This window comes from Megasphaera sp. AM44-1BH (genome assembly GCF_003467125.1).
Lineage (GTDB): Bacteria > Bacillota > Negativicutes > Veillonellales > Megasphaeraceae > Megasphaera.
The window spans coordinates 17,018-40,633 of record NZ_QSFA01000006.1 but is presented as its reverse complement, the minus strand read 5'-3'; the positions used below and the strand labels follow the sequence as shown (position 1 = coordinate 40,633).

The 23,616-nt window shown below is 50.7% G+C and carries 24 protein-coding genes; 4 read left to right on the top strand and 20 right to left on the bottom strand.

What is annotated here, in order from left to right; all coding sequences use genetic code 11:
• Window positions 1-68: 68 nt before the first annotated feature.
• The 5 genes from sufC to DW949_RS05810 all read right to left on the bottom strand — a co-directional run bounded on the left by sufC (window position 69) and on the right by DW949_RS05810 (window position 3,229).
• A complete protein-coding gene (gene sufC / locus DW949_RS05825; RefSeq protein WP_118022302.1) occupies window positions 69-815 on the bottom strand; it encodes a Fe-S cluster assembly ATPase SufC in 747 nt (248 codons plus the stop codon).
• 188 nt (window positions 816-1,003) lie between these two features.
• Window positions 1,004-1,165 carry a hypothetical protein gene (locus DW949_RS13620; RefSeq protein ID WP_158570644.1) on the bottom strand — a complete coding sequence of 54 codons (162 nt, stop codon included), beginning with the start codon at window positions 1,163-1,165 and terminating at the stop codon, window positions 1,004-1,006.
• A 4-nt stretch (window positions 1,166-1,169) separates the two neighbouring features.
• Window positions 1,170-2,564, bottom strand: a complete 1,395-nt coding sequence (gene scfB / locus DW949_RS05820) for a thioether cross-link-forming SCIFF peptide maturase (protein WP_118022301.1) — start codon at window positions 2,562-2,564, stop codon at window positions 1,170-1,172.
• Window positions 2,565-2,629: 65 nt separating this feature from the next.
• A complete protein-coding gene (gene scfA / locus DW949_RS05815; protein WP_059077334.1) occupies window positions 2,630-2,770 on the bottom strand; it encodes a six-cysteine ranthipeptide SCIFF in 141 nt (46 codons plus the stop codon).
• A gap of 63 nt (window positions 2,771-2,833) precedes the next feature.
• Entirely contained in the window at window positions 2,834-3,229 is a 396-nt protein-coding gene (locus tag DW949_RS05810; protein WP_118022300.1) for a hypothetical protein, read from the bottom strand.
• Between the two features lie 216 nt (window positions 3,230-3,445).
• Here DW949_RS05810 and DW949_RS05805 point away from each other — a divergent pair, with 216 nt between their 5' ends.
• From DW949_RS05805 to DW949_RS05795, 3 genes are all read left to right on the top strand, one after another.
• Window positions 3,446-4,627 carry a cation diffusion facilitator family transporter gene (locus tag DW949_RS05805; RefSeq protein ID WP_118022299.1) on the top strand — a complete coding sequence of 394 codons (1,182 nt, stop codon included), beginning with the start codon at window positions 3,446-3,448 and terminating at the stop codon, window positions 4,625-4,627.
• A gap of 93 nt (window positions 4,628-4,720) precedes the next feature.
• The gene (locus DW949_RS05800; protein WP_118022298.1) at window positions 4,721-5,209 is read left to right on the top strand and encodes an HD domain-containing protein; all 489 of its coding nucleotides are present in this window, start codon (window positions 4,721-4,723) and stop codon (window positions 5,207-5,209) included.
• 45 nt (window positions 5,210-5,254) lie between these two features.
• Window positions 5,255-5,983, top strand: coding sequence for an NAD-dependent protein deacylase (locus tag DW949_RS05795; protein ID WP_118022297.1), 729 nt, complete (start codon window positions 5,255-5,257; stop codon window positions 5,981-5,983).
• A gap of 119 nt (window positions 5,984-6,102) precedes the next feature.
• Here DW949_RS05795 and DW949_RS05790 read toward each other — a convergent pair whose 3' ends face one another.
• From DW949_RS05790 to DW949_RS05755, 8 genes are all read right to left on the bottom strand, one after another.
• Window positions 6,103-7,494 carry an amino acid permease gene (locus tag DW949_RS05790; protein ID WP_118022296.1) on the bottom strand — a complete coding sequence of 464 codons (1,392 nt, stop codon included), beginning with the start codon at window positions 7,492-7,494 and terminating at the stop codon, window positions 6,103-6,105.
• A gap of 193 nt (window positions 7,495-7,687) precedes the next feature.
• On the bottom strand, window positions 7,688-10,054 hold the full coding sequence (locus tag DW949_RS05785; protein ID WP_118022295.1) for an endonuclease MutS2: 2,367 nt from the start codon (window positions 10,052-10,054) through the stop codon (window positions 7,688-7,690).
• A 49-nt stretch (window positions 10,055-10,103) separates the two neighbouring features.
• Window positions 10,104-12,302 (bottom strand): DUF3656 domain-containing protein, encoded by a 2,199-nt coding sequence (locus DW949_RS05780; RefSeq protein WP_118022294.1) that lies wholly within the window; start codon window positions 12,300-12,302, stop codon window positions 10,104-10,106.
• 151 nt (window positions 12,303-12,453) lie between these two features.
• Entirely contained in the window at window positions 12,454-13,662 is a 1,209-nt protein-coding gene (locus DW949_RS05775; RefSeq protein ID WP_118022293.1) for an acyl-CoA dehydrogenase family protein, read from the bottom strand.
• A gap of 512 nt (window positions 13,663-14,174) precedes the next feature.
• Entirely contained in the window at window positions 14,175-15,263 is a 1,089-nt protein-coding gene (locus DW949_RS05770; protein ID WP_118022292.1) for an iron-containing alcohol dehydrogenase family protein, read from the bottom strand.
• A 16-nt stretch (window positions 15,264-15,279) separates the two neighbouring features.
• Window positions 15,280-15,813, bottom strand: a complete 534-nt coding sequence (locus tag DW949_RS05765; RefSeq protein ID WP_118022291.1) for a gamma carbonic anhydrase family protein — start codon at window positions 15,811-15,813, stop codon at window positions 15,280-15,282.
• An 82-nt stretch (window positions 15,814-15,895) separates the two neighbouring features.
• Entirely contained in the window at window positions 15,896-16,537 is a 642-nt protein-coding gene (locus tag DW949_RS05760; protein ID WP_118022290.1) for a sugar O-acetyltransferase, read from the bottom strand.
• 12 nt (window positions 16,538-16,549) lie between these two features.
• Window positions 16,550-16,888 carry a hypothetical protein gene (locus tag DW949_RS05755; RefSeq protein WP_233539506.1) on the bottom strand — a complete coding sequence of 113 codons (339 nt, stop codon included), beginning with the start codon at window positions 16,886-16,888 and terminating at the stop codon, window positions 16,550-16,552.
• Between the two features lie 93 nt (window positions 16,889-16,981).
• Between DW949_RS05755 and rnhA the strand changes: the two genes are divergently transcribed.
• Window positions 16,982-17,671, top strand: a complete 690-nt coding sequence (gene rnhA / locus DW949_RS05750; RefSeq protein WP_118022289.1) for a ribonuclease HI — start codon at window positions 16,982-16,984, stop codon at window positions 17,669-17,671.
• Here rnhA and DW949_RS05745 read toward each other — a convergent pair.
• From DW949_RS05745 to DW949_RS05715, 7 genes are all read right to left on the bottom strand, one after another.
• On the bottom strand, window positions 17,668-18,162 hold the full coding sequence (locus tag DW949_RS05745; RefSeq protein ID WP_118022288.1) for a hypothetical protein: 495 nt from the start codon (window positions 18,160-18,162) through the stop codon (window positions 17,668-17,670). The two genes, rnhA and DW949_RS05745, sit on opposite strands and share 4 nt — an antisense overlap.
• A 99-nt stretch (window positions 18,163-18,261) precedes the next feature.
• The gene (locus DW949_RS05740) at window positions 18,262-19,215 is read right to left on the bottom strand and encodes a 2-hydroxyacid dehydrogenase (RefSeq protein ID WP_118022287.1); all 954 of its coding nucleotides are present in this window, start codon (window positions 19,213-19,215) and stop codon (window positions 18,262-18,264) included.
• A gap of 161 nt (window positions 19,216-19,376) precedes the next feature.
• Window positions 19,377-20,315, bottom strand: coding sequence for an NAD-dependent epimerase/dehydratase family protein (locus DW949_RS05735; protein ID WP_233539505.1), 939 nt, complete (start codon window positions 20,313-20,315; stop codon window positions 19,377-19,379).
• Window positions 20,316-20,431: 116 nt separating this feature from the next.
• Window positions 20,432-21,223, bottom strand: coding sequence for an HD domain-containing protein (locus DW949_RS05730; RefSeq protein ID WP_233539504.1), 792 nt, complete (start codon window positions 21,221-21,223; stop codon window positions 20,432-20,434).
• A gap of 69 nt (window positions 21,224-21,292) precedes the next feature.
• Window positions 21,293-21,931, bottom strand: coding sequence for an endonuclease III (gene nth / locus DW949_RS05725; protein WP_118022286.1), 639 nt, complete (start codon window positions 21,929-21,931; stop codon window positions 21,293-21,295).
• Complete coding sequence (larE, locus tag DW949_RS05720) at window positions 21,928-22,761, bottom strand: ATP-dependent sacrificial sulfur transferase LarE (protein ID WP_118022285.1); 834 nt, start codon at window positions 22,759-22,761, stop codon at window positions 21,928-21,930. The genes nth and larE overlap by 4 nt, the downstream gene beginning before the upstream one ends.
• Window positions 22,758-23,579 (bottom strand): ADP-ribosylglycohydrolase family protein, encoded by an 822-nt coding sequence (locus tag DW949_RS05715; RefSeq protein WP_118022284.1) that lies wholly within the window; start codon window positions 23,577-23,579, stop codon window positions 22,758-22,760. The genes larE and DW949_RS05715 overlap by 4 nt, the downstream gene beginning before the upstream one ends.
• Window positions 23,580-23,616 lie beyond the last annotated feature (37 nt).

Here is a 23,616-nt window from a genome sequence, read left to right as displayed (position 1 = left end):
TTCTGCGTTCAGTTTTTCTTCCCGTTCTTCGACCAGCTTTTCTTTTTCATCAGCCATAGTCCTGCCTCCTATTCAGCCTGTCCTCTGAAAGCTTCGTACCCGTTGGCTTCAATGGTCTGGATGAGCGATGCGTCACCGCTCTTGACAATGCGGCCATTGATGAGGACGTGAACGAAATCCGGTTTGAGATGCTGCAGGATTTCGCTATGATGGGTAATGACCAGGATAGAATTGGTTTCATTATGATACTGGGATACCGTTTCCGAAACGATGCGGACGGCATCGACATCGAGGCCCGAATCGATTTCATCGAGCATGGTCAGTTTCGGTTCGAGCATGCACATCTGAAGAATTTCCGTCTTCTTCCGTTCACCACCGGAAAAACCATCATTGACATACCGTTCGGCATAGGATTTGTCCATTTTCAGCTGTTCCATCTGGGCATGGAGCTTTCTGCGGAAGGGCATGATGCGCTGCTGCTGTCCCGAAACGGTGCTCTTGGCATTGCGGATGAAATTTTCAACGGAAATGCCCTGTACAGCAATAGGCTGCTGGAATGCCATAAAAATACCGGCTTTGGCGCGTTCATTGACGGGGGCGTCAGTAATATCCTTTCCTTCAAAGAAAATCCTGCCTGCTGTTACGACATATTTCGGATTGCCCATAATCGCATTGAACAGCGTCGATTTGCCGGCGCCATTGGAACCCATGATAACGTGGGTTTCCCCTGTATTAATCGTTAAATCGAGACCTTTCAGGATTTCTTTGCCATCTACGGCGATATGTAATCCTTCTACTCTCAGTAATTCGCTCATGTTGTATCACTCCTATGAAACTTTTTAAACCGTATCAGAGCTAATCTGTAATGTATACTCTTTAGCTACACATAAGATTACTCCAATACGGGATTAAAGTCAACTCTTTTGGTACATTTTATTATGCAATTTAAAAAAAAGCGCTATGTCCTGCAAGAAAACGGGGCTGCCCATACAGCCCCGTCCACTTATTTCTTCTGCCGGCGACGCCCGATAATCTGGGCTATGACGGCGAGGATTGCCAGCACCATCAGGCCGATTATCTTAGCCGTCGGCCCTTCCATGACCATCGCGTAAATCAGATAAAAAAATACGACAAGCCAGAGAAATATGTTTATCCTGCGGACCATATCATCACTCCTGTGCGGCTTCCTGCCGCTTCATGGCCAGTTTTGCCTGGATATACATAGCACATTCGATGCGCTTTTTCTGGATCCGGCAGCTTAGTTCATAGGGCGTCTGGATATTGCCGCCATACTTGATATTGTTGGCGTGGCATCCGCCGCTGCAGAAAAACTTGGCCCAGCACTTACAGCATTCCGGCTTGTTGAGGACGTGCATATCGCGGAACAACGCCGGCAGCGTATCATTGGTCACGCCTTCATAAACGTTGCCGATGACGTATCCGTCCTGTCCTACGAACTGGTGGCAGGGATAGATATCGCCATTGGGGACGACACACATATATTCATGGCCGGCGCCGCAGCCGCGCAGCCGTTTGGCAATGCAGGGACCGCGGTACAGGTCCATGATAAAGTGGTAATAAATGAACGGACAGCCTTCATCATAGCGCTGGAGATAAAAATCAGTAAGCCGGTCGTATTCATCAAAAATGCGGGGAAGGTCGTCATCGGTGATAGCATACGACAGGTCGTCTCCGACAACGGGTTCCATGGAAAGCCCTTCAAAGCCCAGGTCGGCCATATGCCGGACATCTTCCGTAAAATCCAGGTTGTATTTGGTGTAGGTGCCACGGACGTAATATTCTTCTCCATTGCGGTGTTTGGCTGCATAGACCTGATTCCTGGCGCAGGTGTCATAGGAATCACGGCCGCCTGCATCGGGGCGCATGCGGTTGTGTACTTCCGGACGGCCATCGAGACTGAGGATCAGGCTGATGTGCTGGTCGGTCAGATATTTCACCTTGGCCGGGTCGAGCAGCATCCCATTCGTCGTAAGCGACAGTTTAAAAATCTTATTGTGAATTTTTTCCTGTTCCCGGATATATTCAATGGTCTGTTTCACCACATCGAAATTCATGAGCGGTTCGCCGCCGAAGAAATCGATTTCACAGTGCTGCCGCTTGCCTTCCGTACTCCTGATGAGCAGATCGACAGCCCGTTTTGCCACGTCGAAGCTCATGAGTTCCCGTTTATGCGTGTCATAATCGCCCTGGGACGCAAAACAGTATTTGCAGCGCAGATTACAGTCGTGGGCGATATTGAGGCACAGGGATTTGATGACCGGTTCTTCCTCTGCCACGACTTTGAAATTGTCGCACATCGGTGCAAAAAGCATTTCCTTTCCGATCAGTTCATCCAGTTCTGCCAGAGATTCATCGAGTTCTCTTTGGGAATAGGTCGTCCCCAGTGCTTCATAGACGGCATCCTTGTTGGTGCCGTCATAGATGTCGAGAATATCGTAAGTCACCTTGTCGATGACATTGATGATGCCGCTGTTGACATCGAGCAGCATATACGTTCCATTCTGGCAATATTTATGGATCATCGGATTGATTTGTTCAGACATAGTTCCTCCATACAAAAAGAATACCCTTTACCTTCCGGTAAAGGGTGTCCCCTCAATGTTCAACCTTATTTTGTGCAGACCTGATTGCCTACTGTGCAGGACGTTTTGCAGGCGGACTGGCAGGAAGTCTGGCATTCGCTGCAGCCGGCGTGCTGAGCCGTCTTCTGGATAGATTCTGTATTGATCGTAATGATGTGTTTTGCCATGGTATTCACCTCTCTAATATAACTGGTATTATTGTAACATAGAACCGTATTTTCTACAATGTTTTACAAAAGACTGAATCCTTCAAAAACAAAATTTTTTCCAACCCGTACGACGATGGACCGTTCCTGGAACAGCTCGTTCGTATCAAAGAAAATATCGAACCCGCCGCGATAGGTAACATAGACGGAGTTGATATGTTTCAGATATCCCCGGATTTCTTCCGCAGATATTTCCGGTTCCCCGTCGGAACGCCATTTCTTGTTCTTGAAATTGGCAATGAGCGGTGCATGGGCCAATACACGGACATGATGCTGATGAATCCAGTCCCATATTTTTTTGCTATACCGTTCGGCCTCTTCCTTCTGGTCCTCACCGAGACCTTCGAGCGTAAACAATACAGGCTTGTCACCGTACATGACTTCATCCATATAACTGCCTTTTACATATTGTAAACTCATATCGACTGAACCCTCCACCGTACAAATTCACAGACACATATCAATCACTGTGCCCTTTTATACTACAAAATTCTACACCATTTGTCAAACTGAGATAGCAAAAACAAGACTGTATATCCAGTATACTTTTTCTCATTTCTCATGATATCTCTACACAACCTGTTCTTTTCGTGCTACAATGATAAAGATATTGAGAATAACAAAGAGGCGATATGTATGATTGAGTATATCATCCGCCATACCGTGAATGACTACACCAATACGACGGATAAAAAGGTCCGCGAACAATACAGTATTGTCGGCGGTGTACTTGGCATTATCTGCAATTTATTCCTGTTCATCGGAAAATTCCTTGTCGGCATGACCAGTGGCAGCATCGCTATTATTTCCGATGCCTTCAATAACCTCAGTGATATGGGGTCTTCTTTTATATCTATTATAAGCGCCAAACTGAGCAATCGTCCTCCTGACGAAGACCATCCGTTCGGGCATGGGCGGTTTGAATACCTGGCATCCCTTACCATTGCCATTCTGATTCTCATCGTGGGATACAAACTCTGTGAAGCGTCAGTCATGAAATTCTTTGAACCGGAAGAGCTGGATTTCTCTCTATGGGGCGTCGCTGTCCTCGTCGCATCCATTGCCGTCAAAGGATGGATGTGCCTGTATAACCGCTACATTGCCCGTAAAATCCACTCCAGTGTCAATGAAGCAACAGCCTCGGACAGCATCAACGATGCCATCGCCACGACGGGCGTCCTCATCGCTACCATTGCCCAGCAGTTCACGACACTTCCCATCGATGCTACAGCCGGTACGCTCATCGGGCTGCTCATCCTCTATTCCGGTGGGAGCCTGGCAAAGGAAGTCGTCAACATCCTCCTCGGCAAGGCTCCGGACCCTGAACTGGTGCAGGGAATCACCGACTGCGCCCTGCATTGTCCTTATGTCGTCGGCGTCCACGATCTGAAGATCCACGACTACGGTCCCGGGCGCACGTATGCTTCCATTCATGTGGAAGTACCCGATACGTCTGATATTGTGGAAGTCCATTCGGCCGTAGACGAACTGGAAGACATCCTGAAAGAAAAATTCCAGATCAATATCAATGTCCACATGGATCCCCTTTGCACAGACCAGAAAATCATTGCGGCCATGAAGCATGATATCGATACGCTGATCCAGACGGAATATCCCCAGTATCATACGGACAATCTCCGCTTTACTGCCGGTGCGCGCCACCCGAATATTATCTGTGACCTGCACATTCCGCCAGAGGAATATTCCGAAGAAAACATCATTGCCATCCGGAAAAAAATCAATGCCTCCATCAAGAAATATAACGAACGGTACCACGTCGTCCTGGCCAATATACTACCGGAAGGGAAAAAAGAATAACTATATCATTCTGATTATTTCTTTTGTATCCCCTGGCCTGTAAATAGTGTATAATAAGGACAGATATATACCTATGTGAAAGGTGGCATACATGTGAACATTCCCAAACTGATAGAAGCAGCCGTTGCCTACGACCACGGCGATGCCCGCCGCATCCAGCATTTCCTCAAAGTCTATGCCTATGCAGACCTCATCGGGCAGCTGGAACATCTCCCGGCAGATACGCAGGAAATCCTGGTAACCGCAGCCGTACTCCACGATATTGGAATCCACGCGGCAGAAGAAAAATATGGCAGTTCCTCTGGTAAGTACCAGGAATTGGAAGGACCGGCCATTGCCCGCAAACTGCTGGAACCGTTCTCCTGCTCTCCTTCGTTTACTGACCGGGTCTGCTGGCTCATCGGCCATCATCACACCTATACGGGGATTGATGGTCCTGATTATCAGATCCTGCTGGAAGCCGATTTCCTGGTCAATGCCTATGAAGATGGTCTGGATAAAGACGCTATCCGCACCTTCCGGGATAAGGTATTCCGCACCAGCTCAGGCATTTCGCTGCTAAACACTCATTTTGATGTATAGATCATTTCAGAGGTGGTTTTTCGCGTTTGGAAAGGAGCGGTTTCTATGTCTGCTATTGATACATTCCTACAGATGGTCCACGATTCAGACAATATTGTATTTTTCGGCGGTGCCGGCGTTTCCACAGAAAGCGGCATCCCTGATTTCCGCAGTAAAGACGGGCTGTATAACCAGCATTACAAATATCCGCCGGAAACGATGCTGTCCCACACGTTTTATGAACAGCACACCGATGAATTTTACCGGTTCTACCGGGACAAAATCCTGAACGCGTCCCTTTCGGCCCAGCCGAATATGGCCCACAAAAAGCTGGCTGAACTGGAACAGGCGGGCAAGCTGAAAGCCGTCATTACCCAGAATATCGACGGTCTCCATCAGAAAGGCGGCAGTAAAAACGTCCTGGAACTGCACGGCAGTATCCACCGCAATTTCTGCCAGCACTGCCATAAATTCTTTGATGCCCAATACATTAACCAGACGACAGGCATCCCCAAATGTGATGCCTGCGGCGGTACCATCAAGCCCGATGTCGTCCTCTACGAAGAAGGCCTGGACAATGATGTCATCGAACAATCACTATACTACATCAGTCATGCCGATATGCTCATCATCGGCGGTACCAGCCTCGTCGTCTATCCGGCTGCCGGCCTCGTGCGCTACTATCACGGCCACAAACTGGTACTCATCAACAAATCGAGCACCGATATGGACCATACGGCCGATCTGGTACTCCATGACCCCATCGGTGAAGTCTTTTCCAAAATAAAACTGTAAACCATCAGGCCCGCAGGGGTCCGGGAGATACCATGTAAGTAAGAAAGCTGTCGCATCAGGCAAACTGATATGCGACAGCTTTTTGAGTTTGAAGGAGACTATGGTAAATGTAAAGGCGCCTATTTTCCTGCTTCCTGTTTCTGCAATACGCTGTGACGGTTGCCGTATACGAGGTAAATCAGCAGTCCCAGTACGGACCAGCCGCCAAAGAGGATGAGCGTATGGGGAGACAATTCAGAGAAAATGAAGGCACAACAGATGAACCCCAGGGGAGCAATGATGTGCACGGCGGGGCAGCGGAATCCGCGCGGTTTGTCGGGATAGACACGGCGCAGGATGAGGATGCCCACACAGGAGCAAAGGAAGGCAAAAATCGTGCCGGCGCTGCATGTTTCCGCTACGATGTGTATGGGTGTAAATCCCGTAATGCAGGCTACGACAACACCGATGATGATCTGAATGATATAGGGCGTATGGAATTTAGGATGCACTTTATAGAGGCTCATGGGCATGAGTCCATCACGGCTCATGGAATAGAGAGCGCGGCTCTGGGCAAAGAGCATGCCCAGGACGACCGTGGAAAGGCCGCAGATGGCGCCCGTACCTACGATAGCCGACCCCAGATGGAGGCCGATATATTCGAGGACATAGGAAGCAGGAGCGGCTGTATCCAGCATCGGATAGGGCACGACGCCGGTCATGGCCGCGCAGACGGCGATATACAGGATGGTACAGATAGCCAGGGCCAGGATGATCCCGATGGGCATATCCCGTTTCGGATTCTTCGTTTCTTCAGCTGCAGTAGACAGGGCATCAAACCCGAGGTAGGCAAAAAACAAGACGGCTGTGCCGGCAAATACACCCTGCATGCCAAACGGCAGGAACGGCTGCCAGTTGGCCGGTTCAATGTGCGGGGCTGCCAGGAATAAAAACAGGAATATGGTGCCGATTTTGACGAAGACGAGAATGCGGTTGACCTTGGCGCTTTCCCGGACACCGACGACGAGAAGGGCCGTTGCCAGCAGGACGATGAGCACGGCGGGAAGATTGATGATGCCCCCGTCGGCAGGAACGCTGGTAAGGGCCTTTGGCAGGTCGATGCCGCAGGAGTGAAGAATACCGACAAAATAAGCAGACCAGCCACCGGCAACGGCACTGGCGCCGACAGAATATTCCAGGATCAGACTCCAGCCGACCCACCAGCCAAAAATTTCTCCCAGGGATGCATAAGCGTACGTATACGAGCTTCCCGATACGGGGAGAAAGGATGCCAGTTCGGAATAAGCCAGGCAGACAAACGCGCAGGTTATGGCGGCAAATACGAAAGACAGCATGAGTCCTGGTCCGGCGTATTTGGCAGCTCCGATACCGGTCAGAACAAAGATCCCCGTGCCGATGATGATTCCCAGCCCCATGAGGGTAATGTCAAAGGCGCCCAATGCCTTTGTCAGCTTTTTTTCCTGGGTATGGGCCAGCAAATCATCAAAGGATTTGCGACGTAATAGATTCATATACTTTCCTCCATTTCTTATTATATTTTCCTATTTTATAAGAAAACATAAAAAATATCCCTTTGTGAACCCATTCTAACATACTACAACAAAAAAATCTATGACAATATACTATCATCAACATGGACATTTGTAAATATAAAAAAGACACGGAACCATCTGTTCTATCACGATTCCGCGTCTCTTTACTGTATTAAAAATATACCAATGTTACACCGTCGCCGCCATTCTGGGCATCGTCAAGCTTATATTGTTTGACAAAGGGCTGTTCATCCAGGAATGCATGGACGGCTCTTCGCAGGGCCCCGCTGCCTTTTCCGTGGATGATACGGACCGGACTGAACCCGGCAGCCAGAGCCTGATCGAGGAACCGTTCGATTTCGGGAATCGCTTCGGGCCCGGTCTTGCCGATGATGTTGAGTTCCGTCGCAACCGCTCCGGTCCGGATAGGCCGGAAGGACGAACGGCTCTGCTCTCTCTTTTCTTCCTGCTGTTCTTTCTTTAGTTCTGACAGATAAGGCGCGCTGATGTCCTGTATCTTGACGCGGACGGTCATGCCGCGCACGGAAACAGTCACCTTCCTGCCATGGATTTCTTCTACCGTCCCGAGTCCATCGAGGGAATTGATATAAACCTGCTGGCCCGTTTTGAGCTGTGCCGGATCGATAGGGTCGCGATGAGGTTTCTCTGCTTCTGGCAGGGAAATCTGCTGGATGGCACGACGGGCCTGTTCGATGGCCTTCATCCGTTCTTTTTCGCTCAGTGATTCCTTCGATTGGGCCTTTAATTCCCGGATGATTTTTTCCGCTTCCAGACGCAGATTGCGTTTCATATCGACGGCCTGCCGCCGGCTGGAATCGATGATATCCTGTCTTTTAGAACTTACCTTTTCTTTTTCCCTGCGGAGTTCTTCTTCGGTCTGACGCGCCCTGGCCAGTTTCGCCTGCAGCTCCTGTTCTTCTTCATCCATTCGTTTGGACTGGGCATTGAGTTTGGTCAGGATGGCTTCCATATCGACATCCTGGGCCCTGCTGCGCAGTTCTCTCGCTTCATCGAGGATTTCTTTGGGCATGCCCAGCCGTTCGCTGATGCTGAAGGCATGGGAACTGCCTGCCGAGCCGATGCGCAGCTTATACGTCGGCTTCAGGGTATTGACATCGAATTCGACGTGACCATTTTCAATCCCCGGCGTATTATAGGCAAAGTTTTTCAAATCATTATAATGAGTCGTCACCATGACATAGGGGCCCTTAGTGTACAAATCCTTTAAGATGGCGATGGCAATGGCACTGCCTTCGGCAGGATCCGTCCCCGATCCCAGTTCATCCGCCAGGATCAGGTCATCGGGGCCGCAATGTTTCAGGATATAAATCAGCTGCTTCATATGGCTGGAAAAGGTACTCAGGTTCTGGGAAATATCCTGTTCGTCGCCAATATCGGAAAAAACGTCCCGGAATACGGGCAGCTCCGACCCTTCCATGACGGGCAGGAATAGTCCGGCCTGATGCATGAGTACCAGAAGGCCCAGGGTCTTCATGGATACGGTCTTGCCCCCCGTATTCGACCCGGTAATGAGCAGAATCCGGTATTCCCCTCCTATGATAATCGTATTGGGTACGACCTTTGCGGCGTCAATCAGCGGATGCCGTGCCTGGATGAGCTTTACCATCCGCCTTTTGGAAATAACCGGCCGTGTCGCTTTCATAGAAAGAGCCAGCTGCGCCTTGGCAAAGATGAATTCCAGCTGCCCGACGGCATAGGTGCTGTCGTAGAGATTTTCATAATCCCCGGCAATAAGAGCTGTCAGGCGGCGGAAAATCTTCTCGATTTCCCGCGTTTCAGCAATACGGGCGGCCTGCAGGTCATTATTGGCGCTCACAATGGCCATGGGTTCGATGTACAGCGTAGCCCCGCTGGCCGATGTATCATGGACAATACCGGGAAAGGCATGGCGGTATTCCTGCTTTACCGGTATGACATACCGGTTATTGCGGACCGTAACCAGGGCATCCTGGAAATATTTCTGGTATTCTTTATTCTGCAGTACATTGTGAACGTATCGTTTCGTCTGCCGTTCCAGTTCGGAAATCCGCGTTCTCAGGCGCAGCAGCTCAACAGACGCATTATCGCGGATCTGATGATTCTGATCAAATACCTGGGCAATTTTGTGAATGACAAGGGAAAAATCACCGATAACCGAGGCCTGACCGGACAGTCGGGGGTAATCGCTTTCTTTTTCTGAAAAATATGCCTTGATTTCACCATACCGCTGGGCGTTCTGCCAGATATCGATGCAATCCTGTCCGTCGAGGGTGACATCCCGTTTAGCCTTTTCCAGCGCCGGACGGATATCGGTAATCCCGCCAAAAGGCACTGAGGCTTCCCGCTGCAGACAATGCCAGGCTTCTTCCGTATCGGCAAGACGGGCTTCGACTGTATCTGCATCGGATTCGGGACGCAGATGGCGGGCAATCTCCTTGGAAAGTCGTGACGGAGCCAGCCTGACAAGCTGGTTCTGCACCTGATAAAATCCCAAAATCCGCATACTACGTTTATTCATATAGGGTAAAGCTCCTTTTATTTCATGAATTAAGCACTATCGTTGTTCCTTATACGATGCCATGGAAGAAATGGCCTCGTGTGACATGCTGGTCCTCTTTTCCCAGAACCATGGTTTCCCTGCCTTCCAGCAGCCGTACATAGCGGGCTGTCTGCGCCGATACCCAGTCTGCACTGCGTCCCCGGCCTTCGATGCGCAGCCGGCAGATATGAGCTTCCTGCAATTGCTTATAATACGGCGCCATATCCAGATCACGGTTATTGAGGATATGATTGCGGCAGAACGGGTCGGTCACGACAGGGAAATGCATGCCGTGGCGGTCTTTCAGCGACAGATGCCGGCCGCCACAGGCGCCATGACAGTGCCCCTTTCCGTCTTTACTGAGGAAGGCAGCGGCCTGGCAGAACTCGGTAATCATCATTTCAATCCGGCCTTCTGCCAGTACTTCTACCGGAACCGGTACGTGCCGGACAATCCGGCTGATCTGTTTCAACGTCAGTTCTGGAGACAACGTCAGTTCACAGCATCCGGCATGAATATAGACCTGCGCACTTTCACTATTGAAAATGTTGAGTGACCAGTCGGCACTGCAGGGAAGGGACAGGCCTTCTGATTCCAGTAATGGGAATATGCCCACATTACCCGCATAGACGCCGGAAATTCCCGCTTTTGCGGCCAGCCGGAGTTCCGTCCGTACGGCAGCTGCCTGACGAGGCCACATGACCCTTGGCGTCGCCGCCCAGAGTTCACGGCCATACGATGCGGCAAGGGCAGCCACGTGATTCCACTCCTGGGCCGTCACGAAATGATGGTCGTACGTTTCACCGCCATATATGATCCGTCCGGCACCTGCTTTGAGGGCCGCCTCCGCCTGCATGGGAGAATCACAGCGCACAGTGATACAGGGGGCCGTATCGGCTATCGATGCTGTCCTCACAAAAGCCATATCCGTTTCTACTCTTCCTGCAGACGGGCGATCGTAGCCGGACAGTATATCCTGCTCCAGGCGGATAGCAGCATCACGGCGCAGTTCATTCAGGATACTGGCCGGAATCATGTACTTTTCATCCCAGACAGACGCTTCTTGCAGAGTAAAGCACGTATCTCCCAGCCGGGCCAGCTGTCCTTCCACCCAGGATTGCGTTGCCGGCCGGCGGTTTGCCAGTTCCGGCTGGAAGGAGGAGACAGCCTCTGCCGTGTGACCCGATTCATCCCAAAGAGTCAGGCGCAGATTTCCCTGTCCATCACAGTCTACATGGCCATAGACTGGAATTTTCCGGGTCAGTCCCGGATCAGCTGCTCCTGTGTCCGGCACACGGTTGCCCGGTATATCTGCCGTTATGGTATGGCGGCTCAGATGGTCTTTCAAAAAATCTGACTGATAAGTGCGGTTGAAACTCTGGTTCAATTGCTCTTCTGCTTCTCTGAGGCAGCGTTTCTGCTCTGCCGCAGGCTGACGCCAGCTGTCCAGTATACTCCGATAGGCGCCCACCACAGAGCGCACATATCCACAGCCTTTCATGCGCCCTTCAATTTTGAGCGATGATACGCCGGCAGACAAGAGTTCATGTATATAGGAGGAACTATTCAGATCCTTCAGACTCAGTATATAGGATTCGTTCCGGGTCAGAGCCGTATCGCCGTCATACAACTGATACGGCAGGCGGCATGGCTGGGCACAGGCACCACGGTTCCCGCTGCGGCCGCCAATGAAGCTGCTCATCAGGCATTGTCCGGAATAAGCCATGCAGGAGGCGCCGTGAATAAAGATTTCAATGGCGGCGTGAGCATGGGCACAAATATAGTGGATTTCTGTAAGGGGCAGTTCCCGGGCCAGTACGACCTGGGTAAAACCGAGCCGTTCCAGGAAGCGCACGCCATTCAGATCCGATACGGTCATCTGGGTACTGCCATGGAGCGGCAGATGCGGTACGACACGGCGGACGATGGCAGCTACGGCCAGGTCCTGCACGATGATGCCATCGACAGCCAGGTCATCGAGTTGTTTGAGATATGCCGTCAGATCCGGTATTTCAGCATCTGCCATGAGAATATTCACGGTAACATATATTTTGACTCCTGCCAGATGGGCCATCCGAACGGCCTGGGTCATTTCTTCTTCATTCAGATTATGAGCAAATTTACGGGCATTAAATCCCTTTCCTCCCAGATAAATCGCATCGGCACCCGCATCGATGGCAGCGCGTACCGTATCCAGTGATCCTGCCGGAGCCAGTAATTCAGCCATAGTTCCTCCTCAAATCCATAGTATTTTATACGTAATTTTTATTTTACCACTTCTGTTTCACCCTTAGCAATGTCTTTTGTCTGTGCCATCAGCGCTTTACCAAAAAAACGGCCACATGCCAAAGCATGTGACCGTTGTACCAGCTATGAACTTAGTGTTTCTTCGTAATCTGGCCGGAGATGACGATTCTCTGTACTTCGTTGGTGCCTTCATAGATCTGCATGATCTTAGCATCACGAACGAGTTTTTCAACCGGATATTCACGGCTGTAGCCGAAACCGCCGAGGATCTGGATAGCGTCGAGAGCTACCTGTACGCACATATCGCCGCAGAAGCATTTGCAGATAGCAGCTTCACGGGAGTAGTTGTAACGGCCATTCTTTCTTTCATCATAGTATTTGTTGAGGAAGTTGATGATAGAGGAACGACCAACTTCTGTCTGGATATCCATATCAGCCAGTTTGAAAGCGATAGCTTCGTGTTTGATGATCGGTTTGCCGAATGTCTGACGAACCTGAGCGTATTTAACAGCTTCGTCGATACCGCGCTGGGCAATACCAACTGCCAGGGAGCCGATCATAGGACGAGCGAGGTCCAGTGTCTGCATAGCATAGATGAAGCCTTTGCCTTCTTCGCCTACGAGGTGGTCAGCCGGGATATGAACGTCCTGGAAGATAACTTCCGTCGTGTTGGAGAGACGGATGCCCATCTTGTTTTCTTCAGCGCCAATGGAAACGCCTTCGCGGTCACGTTCTACGATGAAAGCGGAGATGCCTTTTACACCCTTCGATTTATCGGTTACAGCGAATACGGTGTAAACGGAAGCAACGCCGCCGTTGGTGATGAAGCATTTCGTGCCGTCGATGACATATTCGTCGCCAACTTTTTTAGCTGTCGTTTTGCTGTTGGAAGCATCAGAACCAGCATCCGGTTCAGTTAAGCAGAATGCGCAGAAGCCCGGTACCGGAGCTTTTTCAGACGTTTTTTCGCCATTGAGGAAATCAGCATAGAGTTTTTTCTGTTCGTCATTGCCGTGCTGCAGAATCGGTTTCAGGCCGAGGGAGGAAGCAGCTACTGCTGTAGCAAAGCCAGCATCAACTTTGGACAGTTCTTCGTATGCAGCGGCTACTGTGTAGTAGTCCTGGCCGAGACCGCCGTATTCTTCCGGAATTTCCAGAGCCGTCAGGCCGAGGTCAACAGCGCCTTTGTAGAGTTCAAGAAGTTTTTTGCCTTCTTCTGTTTCCGGTGTCAGTTCCGGAGCGTTGTCCAGTTCCGGTACGAGCGGCATAACTTTCTTTTCTGCATAGTCCTTCGCCAGATTAACGATGTCCCACTGATCCTTGTTAAGAATATAACCCATTTTACATCTCTCCTTTGATTAAAGTCATAGCCATGAAATAGTATAGTACAGGCTATGCCATTTGGGGCTATTAATTATATCATACAGCTACCCGCTATGACGGTAACTGCTGAAATCAATTATATACACTCGATGATTCACGCTATATGTTCATTATATCACATAATATCTGTTTTGTAGACTCTTAATTTAAATATTTACAAAAATATTTAACACGGGGCCTGCAATCCGGACACATACTTCTTTTACTGTTCCCTGTAAATAGGAAATATAGAAAATCATCTGTCCGGTTTATGTTATTTCCATCACATACTCAGTATGATATACTTTTTTTCTGCAATTGTCTATCCCTTTATGCTAATAATTTCAAAATATTATGCTTGTATTGCAATTTCTTAGTTTTGGCTTATCATCCCTTTCCTTATAAAAAAAGCTCTGCATGAATGGATGTTCACACAGAGCTTTTTGCTATGCCCGGAAACGGGTACTCATTTCATAGGCAGGATATGCATTCAGGCCAGACTGCGGTACAGGCGGGCAATGACATCGCCTGTTACTTCATACGCCGTAGACGCGACAGCCCCCGTCGGCAGTGTCAGCCGGACATAGGCTGCAATTTCGTCTTCCGTAAGGGAAATCCGTTCCGGCATGAGGCTGTGCAGACAGTCCGTAAAGTCCTCAAGACCGGAAAATCCCAGGATATCCCAGACTTTTTCCACTTTATCTGCCATTGTTTCTGCCATGAGCTGCATATATCCCGGCAATAACAGGCCATTCGCCCGGCCATGGGACAATCCCTTATAATAGGTCAGCTGATAGCCCATACCGTGGACCAGTGTCGTCCCGGTCTGGGCGATGACGATGCCAGCAGCCGTCGCGCCGTACATCAGGTCTTCCCGGACGGCATAAGGAATAGTTCCTTCCAGATCCGTCAGATGGGGACCGAGGAAACGCATCGCTTCTTCTGCCCAGACGTCACTCATGGGGGTCGATTTCCGCGACATGTATCCTTCGATGGCGTGAGACAAGGCATCGATAGCCGTATCTATCGTGACGGTTGTACTGACGCTTTCCGTAAAGGACGGATCCGCATAGGAGAGTACAGGAAAAATAAGCGGTGTATTTACCGATTGTTTCGTCCCGGCGGCGGGATTGGTCAGCACGCCGACTTTGGTCACTTCACTGCCCGTTCCGGATGTCGTCGGTACGGTCACGATAGGCAGCGGGCGGACATAAGGACCGGTAAACAGTGCTTTATCGTCGAGATCATTCGTACACAGGAGAGCAATGACTTTGGCGGCATCCATGGGCGATCCGCCGCCGATTCCGATGACAAAATCGACATGTTCCGCTTTGCCAAATTCAGCTGCCTTACGAACTGTTTTTATAGATGGGTTGTTTTCTATCTGGTCAAACAGTACCCACGTCATACCGGCTGATTTCAGAGCCTCCGTTACGGCTTTCTGGGATCCATTGATTTTGGCAGAATGGCGTCCCGTCACAATCAGCGCCTTCTGCCCCAGTTTCTTCAAATCCTTCCCTGCCCCGTTCAGGCAATCTTTGCCAAAAAACAGGCGGGTCGGCATTTCATACATAAACATGAGAGATAGCCTCCTATTATTTCTGCTTCATCATTTCCTGCATGGCTTTATATTCCTGGCCCAGTGCTTCGTATTCCAGGATATCCTTATGGACGGCATCGACTTCTTCCTGCCGGAGGGCCCGGACAAATTTAAAAGGCGTCCCATACACCATGGAACGGGGCTGGATGACTTTGTTCTGGGTAATCATGGTCCCTGCCCCGATGATGCATTCTTCTCCGATATCGGCATTGGCCAGAAGGACGGCGCCCATGCCGACCAGTGTACCACTGCCGATATGTTTGCAATGGATAACGGCATTGTGTCCTACCATGCAGTAATCGTCCAGCACGAGAGGGTCGCCGGGATCAACATGAACGACGGTATTATCCTGGATATTGACCCCCTTGCCGATTATGATTTCATTATCATCACCACGGACGACGACGCCGGGCCACAGATTGGCCCCTTTTTTTATGGTAACCTTGCCAATGACGGTTACATTGTCTGCCAGATAGGCACCGGGATCAATGTCTGGCCACTGGCCGCGAAAGGGATAAATATATGCCATACGAATTCCTCCTGTACTATTTCATTATGTTACACAGTCATTATATACCATTCCACCGGGAGGCACAAAACAGATGCATCTCCTATTTCAGATTGTTGCGGAAGAACTCCCGGTCTTCCGGCAAAATACGCCATGCCTGGGAATCGTGCTCCGTAATCGGCCGGACGGGCCTGCAGGGAACGCCGAAAGCCAGGTAATTGTCGGGAATGTCCTTCGTCACAACCGATCCGGCACCGATGACCACATTATTACCGATGTGTACTCCGCCCAGGACAGCCACGTTAGCAGCAATCCAGACGTTGTTCCCGATATGGATATCCTCTGCAAATTCCGCCATGGTCATGCGCCCGTCTTCGCTCAGGCCCAGCCGTTCCTGCGGAAGAAGGGGATGATTGGTTGCCAGGAGGGAAACGTTGGGTCCGATGCATACGTTATCGCCAATGAATACGCGGGCATCATCCATGACGACCAGGTTGAAATTAGCAAAAAAATTTTCTCCGATAAACGTGTGGCACCCGTAATTGAACTGTAGAGGCCCCTGAAAATAAAATATCTGCCCTATACGTCCCGTAATCTGGCGCATAAGTTCTGCCCTGCGGGGATCGGTCTCATCCAGTCCGTTGTATTCCCGGCACAGCCGGTGGGTGCGCCGTTTGATTTTCACCAGTTCTTCGCACCGGTTATTAAATATATGGCCCGAAACGATTTTTTCTTCCTCTGTCATGATACGCCTCCATTATTCTACACCAGGAAAACTATCGACAAACTGAATACGGATATCGGGAAAAGAATCGACAAACTGGATGGTAAAATCTTCCCCGTATCCGACAAACTGCCATTCGCCTATGTCATCGGGAAAGGAATCGACGGTTTTCACGCGCAAGTCAGGAAAACTCTGTACGACCTGTACCCGTATATCGGGAAAGGAATCGACGACCCGTACCTTCCCGGCCAGGCGGATGCCCTTATAATATCCATCGCTGTTGATGGCGGTCGCTGCCAGCGCGGCTGCCTGGACACAGAACAGACAGATAACCAGCAGGAAAACCCGCAGGACTGGCATGAATGATTTCATAATACGAACATCCTTTCTGTGTATATCTCTGTTAAACCGGCTCAATCCATGATACAATCAATAAGACAACGATTCTGAAAATGAGGTGTTCCTATGCCAAAAAAAATATATGCTGTACGAAAAGGCCGCCAGACCGGACTGTTCACTACCTGGGCTGAATGTCAGAAACAGGTAACCGGCTATGCCGGAGCCCGGTTTAAAGGATTTACCAATGCAGAAGAAGCCATGCGCTGGCTGTCCGGAGATGACACCGCCGGTTCCCATACGGCACAGCCTGCCGGTCGTCGCCAGATTCATGCAGTCAAAGGACCCCGGCTGTCCCCGGAACAGACAACCGATACAGACCAGGATTATATCATTTATACCGACGGTTCGTGCCTGAAAAATCCCGATGGCCCCGGCGGCTGGGCCATGGTCGCCCGCACTACCGCTACCGGTGCCGTTTCCGAACAGTCTGGCGGCCATCCTTCTACGACCAATAACCGGATGGAACTGACAGCGGCTATCAAGGCCCTGCAATGGGCTCCAGCCGGTTCACGGGTCGCTCTCTATACAGACAGCCAGTATCTTAAAAACGGCATTACCCGCTGGCTGGCTGCCTGGAAGCGCCGGGGCTGGAAAAAAGCAGACGGGACTCCCGTACTCAATCAGCAGCTCTGGATGGCTCTCGATGCATTGTATGCCAGTCACATCGTGACCTTTCACTGGGTCAAAGGCCACGCCGGTGTCGATCTGAACGAGCGCTGTGACCAGCTGGCCAAAAAAGAAGCCATGAAATACTAGAGCCGTCTCCGGACCAGACCGGCCAGTACGATGCCGGCGCAGCCCGTTACCACCTGGGGCCAGCTCATCATGAAACTGAGTGTCTGTCCCGCCGCTGCCGGCAGTGCCACGCTGAGCAGCACTACCTGTGTTCCCCCATAGAGAATACCGGCTTTAAGGACCGGTCCGGCAAAAACGGCAGTCCGGCTGCGGCGGAAGACGTGTGCCCAGGCCATGTAGCAGATATTGCCCAGGGCAATGACCGGAATCATCAGAACCAGCGGCAGCTGTCCCTGCAAGAATGCCCCCACTGGCAGAATCAGGCCGATGATACAGGCCCTGCAGGAGCCGGTCTGCCAGATAGAAAGAATCATGACCGCATTGAGAAGACTGCCAATAAAAAACATATTTACCGGACCCGGCAGCGGCACGACCAGGCGGATGCTCTGCATCACCAGAGCCAGTGCCAGAAAAAATGCCAGCCGGACCCAGACTTTCCAACTATCATCCATATGTGCTTCCCCCTGCCCTCTTCTGTCTGTCAGAAAGGGCATTTTTTACGTTCCCCTTTCATGTTCCCGGCCCCGGCCGCTGTTCCTGCCTGTAACGCTCTACTGGCTGACCACATTGACAGGATCGCCATCGAAGAAATGACGGACATCTTCTGCAATGATCTGCACCAGCCGCTGCCGTGTTTCCAATCCTTTCCAGCCCATGTGAGGCGTCAGGATGACATGTTCCATCGTATATAACGGGCTGTCCGCCACCGGTGGTTCTACTTCCTGTACATCCAGTCCGGCTCCTGCCAGACGATGCTGCTGAAGAGCTTCTATCAGTGCCGTTTCGTCGATGATGGCACCGCGGGCCGTATTGATGATGCAGGCCGACGGTTTCATCAGGGCTATGGCGTCCCTGTCGATGAGATGACGCGTTTTTTCCGTCAACGGGCAGTGAATGGACAGATAATCGCAGGTCTTTAGGACCGTTTCCAGATCCGTATAGGTAATGTGGTCTTCATCAGGGCGGGGCGTACGCGTATACACCACGATTTCCATACCGAGAGCGATGGCGATTTTCATGACTTCCCTTCCAATATGGCCGGCTCCGATGATTCCCAGCACTTTCCCATTCACTTCTCCATGGGGCACCAGGAGATGATCGGTGAAATTGCGCCGGTCCCCTTTTGTCAGCATAGCCATCTGCACTCTCATAGACGATGCCAGATTGAGGAGCAGCATGACCGCCGTATGGGCTACGCGCTGTGTGCTGTAGGCAGGGATATTGCATACGGTTATCCCCTTATCCTTTGCCGCCTGTATATCGATATTATTATAACCTGTGCCTGCTTCTACAATGAGTTTCACGCTATCGGGAAATTGTTGTATGATTTCAGCCGGGACAGGCATCTCCTTCGTTATGACCGCAGCGGCTCCGTCAATCCGTTCCACGATTTCGTCTCCCTTACTGTCATCATACACGACCGTATCGGGTGAAAGGACGGAGAAATCCAGTTTCCCATCATAATTCATCTTGTCACCATTCAGTACGACTACACGTTGGTTCATCATCATCCACTCCTTTATACCGGCTGGAATCATGCTGCATTCATCCTATACAGCTGCCGTATACTTCTATGCTATTATTGTATCCCAAAGCAGACAAAAAACAAAGAATCAAAGCAAAAAAACAGAGGCTATTCTCCGGGAACAGCCTCCGTCGTTCATTTCTATTTCCATTCAGATTGCTGGTTCTGGTACCAGGCATACGTTTTTTTGATCCCTTCGGGAAGTTTCATGGCGGGAACGATACCCAGTGTCTGCTTCAATGCATCATTACTCAGCACCGAGCGCAGGATGTCACCGGTACGTGCTTCTGTGTAGTGCACATCAGCGGCATGTCCGACGGCTTCTTCAAAGCAGCGGATCAATTCGTTGATACTCGTTTCATTTCCCGTCGATACATTGAGCGTATGGAATCCGGTGAGTGGCAATGCCTGTATAATGGCATCGGCTATGTCCCCGGCATAGACAAAGTCCCGGGTCTGCCGGCCGTCACCGTAGACAGTAATTGCCCTGCCCATGGACAGGAGTTTGCAGAAAATGCTGACTACGCCGCCTTCCCCTTTTTCTCCCTGCCGTTCTCCGTATACATTGGCAAAGCGGAACACCGTCGCATCGAGACCGTACAGTTCATGATAGACCCGCAGATAGTGTTCCGTCGTCATTTTCGTAATGCCATACGGTGAAGACGGTTTGAGCATTTCTGTTTCTGCCAGGGGAATCCGGGGATTATCCCCATACACAGCCGCACTGGAAGAAAACAGGACATGAGGCACGTGAAAGGCACGGCAGCAATCCAATATATGCAGGATCCCTTCCAGATTGATCTGAAGATCCAGAACCGGATCGGCAACAGAGGTCGGCACCATGGTCTGTGCAGCCAGGTGTATGACCGCATCAAACGAATGACGGGCAAACAAGCGTTCAAGGGCAGACATATCCCGTACATCTCCCGTTACCAGTTCCATGCCTTGTGGCACATTCTCTGCCGAACCACTTGTCAGATTGTCAAAGACTACGACATGCATGTCTGCCATGGCATGAAGTTTTTCCAATACATGGGAGCCAATAAACCCCGCCCCGCCGGTTACTAATATATTCATCATATCCCTGTCCTCATATCATTTTTCTGTCGGACAAAACAGTATATGTTTTGCCACGTTTTATTTTCATTATACACCACTTGTGACATAAATGGGATATACGTTGACAAAAATTAACTTTACTTAAAAACATCCCGGTCCTGCTGCTTCCGTACCAGCTCTGCGAGATGACGGATTTCATCCAGCCCGGCCTCTGTCTGCTGATTCTGGGAATGGAACTGCAGGAGCGTATCGTAATAACCCTGTTCGTCTGCCAGTTGCCGGCTTACGGGGTATGCCAGTTCAAAATACAGGCAGAGGACGCCCACATAAAAATCCATACGGGTCTTTTTATCTTCTGTACGGATGGTCCGCATCCTGCGGGCCTGTGCCATGACAGATTCCGAAACAGACTGCGTCTTCAGCCGGGATAAATCGGTATGCCAGATATTATTCGTTCCTGCCAGCTGCGTCACATAGACGCGGAAAATGTCAATTTTATCGGCATCCCGGATAAGCTGGCAGAACTGCTTCTGCCGCGGTGTGAGCCCGTCAGGGAGCCTGAAGACATTGTGCTGTTCCACCGCCAGGCGGATCAGGCTGTCTTCTGACGCATCGGAAAGAAAATCCCGGATATGTCCCTCGTCGAATAAATAATGCGCCCCATATCGGGCATGGTCTACGGAACGGTAATCGATGAACGTATGATATTCCCGGAGCTGCTCAAACCGTCCGATATCATGGAGTACCCCTATACACCAGGCAAGGTCTGTATCCGCATCAGACAAGGATATCCCATGGGCCAGTTTCTCTATGATCCGGCTCACCCGGATGGAATGCTGATACTTCAGCACGATGCCAGCATCACTACGATCAAAATCCCGGACATACGCAGCAAAACACCGGATGACGCGGTTACGATTTATATTCATGCTCCAGCTCCCTCATAGCGACGTACTCTGAAATCAGTCAGACCGCCTATGTCCTGATTCCGGTTCATCTTATTTCACCGATTCGTTCCCCGGACACAGGTCCTGCAGGAAGCACTGGTCACAAAGCGGTTTCCTTGCCTTGCAGACGCGGCGGCCATGCCAGATAAGCCAGTGATGGGCCCGGCTCCACCATTCTTTGGGGATAGCCTTCTGAAGCCCCTTTTCTACTTCCAGAGGGGTGCTGCCTACAGCCAGCTGAAGCCGGTTGGACACGCGGAACACATGGGTATCTACGGCGATAGCCGGCGTATCGTAGAGGATACTGACCAGTACATTGGCGGTCTTACGGCCCACGCCGGGAAGTTTGACCAGTTCATCGAATGTACGCGGCACTTCTCCGTGATATTGCTCACAGAGGATAGCACAATTGGCCAGGATATTTTTTGCTTTACTATGATAGAGTCCGCATGTACGGATTTTTTCTTCCAGACCGGTAAGGCCCAGAGTCAGCATTTTTTCCGGCGTATTATATTCAGGAAACATCGTGGCAGTCACCACATTGACCCGTTCATCCGTACACTGGGCCGATAGTATGACCGCTATCATCAATTCAAACGGTGACGAGTAATGGAGAGCCGGCTTCATGATGCCATATTGATCCTGAAACCGCTGCAGCATTTCATTTTTGACTTGTTTTGTTACTTTCATTTATCTTCCTCACTTGTTTCAATCACTTCATTGAGACTTCCCATTTCGTAACCGCCCAGGTCCAGCGATACATAGGTAAAGCCACATTGGCGCAAAGCCTGTACAATATCCTTGCGGTGAGCCAGAATAGCCGGGATTTCCTCTTCACCCACTTCTATCCGTGCCACGTCGCCGTGATAGCGGACGCGCAGCGATCCTTTGATATACGGTGCAATATACTGTTCTGCTTTGTCAATCATGGAAAGGCGCTGCGGCGTCAGTTCTACGCCATAGGGGATACGGCTGGCCAGGCAGGCGGCACTCTGCTTATCCCAGGTCCTGAGGCCCAGTTCCCGCGACAGTGCCCGGATATCGGCCTTGGTAATCCCCGCTTCTATCATGGGGCTGCGGACCGCATCAGCCATTTCTTCCAACGCTTTCATGCCAGGGCGGAAATCACCCAGGTCATCTACGTTGCCACCGTCAACGACCCAGTGATACCCTTCCTGTTTTGCCAGATCTACCAGTGCCGTAAAGCGGATTTTTTTGCAGATATAGCAGCGGTTCTTCGGATTTTTTACAAACTCCGGATCGGAAAATTCCGTGGAATGGACGACGAGATGGCGGATACCGATGTCAGCTGCCATGTCGCGGGCATCCTGTTCTTCACTTTCCGGAAGCGTCGGCGAGACAGCCGTTACCGCTAAAGCCTTGTCACCCAACACATCATGGGCCGTATAAGACAGGAAGGTACTGTCAACCCCGCCGGAAAAACCGATGACGACACTTCCCATTTCGTTTAATATAGTACGTAATTTTTCATATCGTTTTTTCGTTTCTGGTTCAATCATGGTATCCTCTTCTTTCTCTCATGTATATAGGTATAAAACCGGTCAATCTGCTGGCGGATTTCTTCTGGAAGATAAGACGCCGCCTTCTGGCACATCGGCTCCGGTATACCATAGTATGCTTCGGCAATACTGCCGGCAATGGCAGCCTGTGTATCCGTATCTCCACCCAGGGAAATCGCATTACGTACGGCGTCTTCGTAATCCGTGCTTTCCAGAAATGCCTCGATGGCTTCCGGTACGCTGCAGGATGTCCGCGAGGTAAATACGTAATCGCGGCGTATATCCTCCAGTCTCCGGTCCAGCGGATAAAACCGGTCGTGGAGATAGATGCGCATGTCATCACGCCGGATTCCTGTACGGGCCAGATAGATAGCCGACGCAACAGCAACAGCTCCCCGGACGGCTTCTTCCGTATTATGAGTGACCACGGCTGTAAGTTCAGCCAGATATTGTGTTTCTGCCAGCGTATCAGTCAGCCATCCTGCGGGAGCGACACGCATAGCGGCTCCATTGGCCCAACTGCCATACGGCCCCATGTCATCGCTTTCATACCAGCGGATGAACCGCGGTCCGTACCCGACACCAGGAAACCGGCGGCACCAGTGCCGGAGATACTGGCATAGAAGCGGCGTAACAGCCCGTCCCTGCGCCCGGCTTTCCATCAATGCCTGGCTTACGGCTACTGTCGTCACCGTATCATCAGTGAACCGGCAGCCCTCTCCCCAGAACGGAAACTCTTTCGTCTTGATGGATGCAGCCCCATCCACAGGATTTTCATAAACAGAACCGGCTATATCGCCGATAATCGTTCCCCACATCCGATGATCACCCCACCTGTAAGGAAATTAGAATCGT